At 65.5% G+C, this 3,734-nt stretch carries 5 protein-coding genes; 1 reads left to right on the forward strand and 4 read right to left on the reverse strand.

All coding sequences use genetic code 11. The annotated features are described in order from the left end of the window. Positions 1-241 (reverse strand): Na+/H+ antiporter NhaA (locus tag Pph01_RS43815; RefSeq protein ID WP_373315720.1); only part of this gene is annotated, 241 nt, incomplete at its 3' end. Between Pph01_RS43815 and Pph01_RS43190 the strand changes: the two genes are divergently transcribed. Continuing rightward, positions 150-371 carry a hypothetical protein gene (locus Pph01_RS43190; RefSeq protein WP_239117421.1) on the forward strand — a complete coding sequence of 74 codons (222 nt, stop codon included), beginning with the start codon at positions 150-152 and terminating at the stop codon, positions 369-371. The genes Pph01_RS43815 and Pph01_RS43190 overlap by 92 nt on opposite strands. Here the strand turns inward: Pph01_RS43190 and Pph01_RS42370 are convergent. The 3 genes from Pph01_RS42370 to Pph01_RS42380 all read right to left on the reverse strand — a co-directional run bounded on the left by Pph01_RS42370 (position 358) and on the right by Pph01_RS42380 (position 3,327). Further along, the gene (locus tag Pph01_RS42370; protein WP_345483644.1) at positions 358-1,638 is read right to left on the reverse strand and encodes an MFS transporter; all 1,281 of its coding nucleotides are present in this window, start codon (positions 1,636-1,638) and stop codon (positions 358-360) included. The genes Pph01_RS43190 and Pph01_RS42370 overlap by 14 nt on opposite strands. Before the next feature lie 475 nt (positions 1,639-2,113). After that, positions 2,114-2,494 (reverse strand): nuclear transport factor 2 family protein, encoded by a 381-nt coding sequence (locus tag Pph01_RS42375; protein ID WP_204078929.1) that lies wholly within the window; start codon positions 2,492-2,494, stop codon positions 2,114-2,116. A 359-nt stretch (positions 2,495-2,853) separates the two neighbouring features. After that, the gene (locus tag Pph01_RS42380) at positions 2,854-3,327 is read right to left on the reverse strand and encodes a GNAT family N-acetyltransferase (RefSeq protein WP_204078930.1); all 474 of its coding nucleotides are present in this window, start codon (positions 3,325-3,327) and stop codon (positions 2,854-2,856) included. Positions 3,328-3,734 lie beyond the last annotated feature (407 nt).

Genomic DNA, 3,734 nt, shown 5'->3' on the forward strand with positions numbered 1-3,734 from the left:
TGAGGACCCACGAGGGGCGGGTTCCTGACCCGGACGCCGCGCCGGCAAGCCGGTGACTCGAGTCTCTGTCGGCGCTGTGGCCAGGACGCGCAGGCGGAGCGCTTCCAGTCCACGTGTTGGTCGATGCTCGTTTCCGGGAGCCCCTCGCGATGAGGACGAAAAGGAGTGCGGGCACCACCAGGCCCGCGATCGCGGCGGAGACGGGCACCAGGGCACGGGACCAGCTCGTCAGCTCGCCGATCGCGAACTCCCGGCGCACTTCGAGCCCGACCGTGAAGAAGAAGATCCGGTTCTGGCCCATTGCGCCGATCCGCGCGGCGATCGACGGGGCGTCGACGAGCGCCGGCGGCGCCCCGCTCAGGGTCGAGTGAGGTCTGGATGACGGTGAGGTTCGTCATGATTACTCACGTGCTGGCTGTTCCCGCTCGTATCGGGGTGCGGGTTGCGTGCGGCGAGGACAGTGAACACGGTGGCGACGAGGGCAAGTGCGCCGTATCCGAGGGCGATCTGCGGCAGTGAGAAGGTCCTGGAAAGTTGGCCGGAGACCAGGGCGGGGATAGCTGCGCCGCTGTAGCAGAGTAGGTAGATCGCGCTGAAGATCGGTGCCCGGTCGGCCAGGGTGCTGCCGTGCAGCAGGCCGCGGGTGGCGGCGCTGATGGCGATGCCTTGACTGGCGCCCGCGACGATGGTTGCGGCGATGAACAGCACCAGTGTGCCGGTGGCGATCGCTGTGATGATGCCGATCCATCCGGCCAGGAAGATGATCATGCCGAGTCGTTGGGCCGCCGCGGATGTGAACCGGCCGCCGAGGGGAGCACCGAGAGCACTGGGACCCATGTAGGCGGCGAACACCAGCCCGAGGACGAGTGGGCTGCGCGTGTGGAGTTGATCTTCGACTAGCGCTGGCACGAAGGCCTGGTAGAAGGCCCCGGTCGCCCAGGTGGCCAGGAACACCGCTGCCGCGACGGGGAGCAGATGCCTGATCCGGGCCGGTACGCGGACCCGGGGCAGTAGTGATCGCCAAGCGCCCGGCGTCGGAGTCGCGGTTTCCGGGCTGACAGCGACGAGTGCGGCAGACAGGAGGAGGAAGCCGACGGCAACCAGGTAGATGAGCTCGCGTGGCCAGGGGCCGAACTGGACCAGGGTTCCGGACGCGATGGCGCCGACGGCGAGGCCGAGCATCACTGTCTGGCTGGAGGCGACGGAGGCCAACCAGGCCGGCCTGGCCGGTGCGGAATCGACGATGTAGGAGGTGAGGCTGCTGCTGGCCAGCCCGGCACCGAGGCCCATCAGGAGCCGACCGGCGATCAGGATGCCGATGTCGTGCACGTTCAGCAGCAGCAGACAGCCCAGCACAAGAAGGCCGAGGCTCGCGATCGAGGTGGGCCGGCGGCCCAGATGATTTGACAGCCGTCCCATCATCAACAGTGTGGTAAGAGTGGCAGCGGAGTAGGCGACGACGGTTATCGAGATGCCGGCGTTGGTGAACCCGTCCTCGGCCCGGTAGATGTTGAAAAGCGGGATCGTCGAGCCCACCGCGGCAAACGCGGCCACCAGGGATACCACCGCGGATATGAATGCCAGCCGGAGCGTTCTGCCCCGACGAGCCTGGTTGAGCGCTGGTGCCACGTTTTGCATCGAGCCTGCCTTTCTATTGTTCTGAACCACCCCGGAGTTACTGGAGGCTTCGGATTGCGCACGTCGACGTAGCTGCGCACCGTGGAGGTGTCGGTGAGCCAGGTCCGCACTGAGACGATGTCGGTCATGGACACTCCGGCCTGCTTGAGCGCGTCCTGGGCGTTACGCGATGCCTGCCGAGCTTCCTCAGCGAAGTCCTCGGGAGGTGTTCCGTCGGCCTGAGGCCAGGCGTGCCAGAGAGGATCACGAGGTCGCGGTCTGCTGGAATGCGGACGGCGCCCGTGTAGCCGCCACTGTGGGCGGCTACCGGTGTCGATTCCGCTGATCTTGTTCGTGGCCTTTCTCGGCTGGATGAGTACTGAAGCGAGGTCGCCGGCCGGTCTCGGCTTGTCGCCGTGTCGTGACTCGCCCTTGGGTGTGGTCCCCACCTGAAGGTGGGTGCCTCGCGACCAGCAGCCTCGCGCGCGTGGTCGGATCAGGTGCCCGGAGCGATCGCACAGGCCGAGACACAGACCCAGGCACCCTCACGCTTCTGGTACGTGTCCGTGTACAGAGCTTCCTGGCCCACTCCGTCGTCGAGCATGGTGTAAGTGGCGCGGCCGTGGATCAGAGCAACGTCACTGAGGATGCGGATCTTGACGTCGTGCACAGCGAGATCCTTGAAGGGCCGCGGCTTGGCGATGTATTCGAGGAACTCGGCACGGTCGCGGGTGACACCCGGAGTCTGCACGATGAAGTCTTCGGCGAGGAACTCGCTGAAGCGCTTTACATCGTTGAACTGGTCGGAGCGGATGTAGTCATTGTTGAGCTGCTCGAGGATCGCCAGATCTTCGGTGGACTGCTTGGTGTCGTTCATATCCTTGTTCCTTTCTCTGTGTGTTTCGGCGTTCGATGCAGGTGGGTCGTCGTTTCGGTGCCGCGTACGCGGTGCCGGCGTGCAAGGTTGTCCCGTCTGATTGGTGTCAGATCCGTCGCGCCGCCTTACCGGCAACGTCGGAATCTCGCTCGCGCCTCGAAGCCCTCCCGCCGTAATCCGCGCCGGTCAGCGTGGTACGACCCCGAGAGGCGGTGAGGCTATGCATGGTGCGCCAACGCGGCAACACGCCCTCGATCAGAAGAACGACCCGTCGGCGCCGGCCTCCTGGCCAGGCCGTGGTGAACATGTCGCACGCTTCGGATGCCGTGGCAGGCGACCACGTCCGAACGCCGGACGGTTTACGCCAGGTCGCGATGGAACGCGGTCAGCTCCTCGTCGTGGCCGACTTCCGCGGGTTCGTGCTTGGGGTGAGCGCCGGAGCCGGGACGGACCTCGTCGATGAGGTCGGCGTACTCGGGATTGCGGTCGATGAACTCACCCACGAACGGGCAGATGATGGTGATCTTCTTCCCGCTCTCGCGGATCGCGTCCAGCACACGAGCTACGAGCTCCGTGGCCACCCGCTTTCCGCGGTACGCGGGCTCGACCCAGGTCTTCAGCAGCACGACACGGCCGCCCACGAACCGGTACGTGAGCTCGGCGATCGCGTCGGCGTCGAGGGTGGCGATCCATCGGCCGTGCTCGGTGTCGTTGATGACATCGAACTCCCAGCTGGATTCCACCTCGCTGGGACCTGTCTGGTCCAGAGCAGCGATGAGCGCCGCGTTGTTCTCTTCGCGGGTGGCCGCCTCGGCCTCGAGATTGATCTTCATTGTCACGCTTTCTGTCAGGGGAGCCAAGAGGTGGGCTTTGGGCAACGGGTGTGGCATCCGCGTCCTTATGGACGAACGCGGATGATGGTCTTTCCCTTGATCCGCTCGGTCGGGTTGAAGCCTCGCCTGCATGACATTTCGGTTCACCAGTGTTCGTGGCACCTGGATCTCGGCTTCTTACCACGCTGATCGATAGGGCTTTTGGCGCGAGAGCGTCGTTGCCTAGAGCGCCGCCGTAGGCGCTCGTGTGTGAAGAGCCCGTTCTACTGCACCCTGCAGAGGGTCGTGCCTAGAGTTCTCCGGAGACATAGGGGTCCAGCACTGGGCGAAGCTGGCCGGCGCCGCGCTCGACCTCGCGCTCGCGCCTTTTGCGGCAACCGAGGGCAACAGCTTCGCAAGGACGGGAA

Source organism: Planotetraspora phitsanulokensis (assembly GCF_016863295.1).
Lineage (GTDB): Bacteria > Actinomycetota > Actinomycetes > Streptosporangiales > Streptosporangiaceae > Planotetraspora > Planotetraspora phitsanulokensis.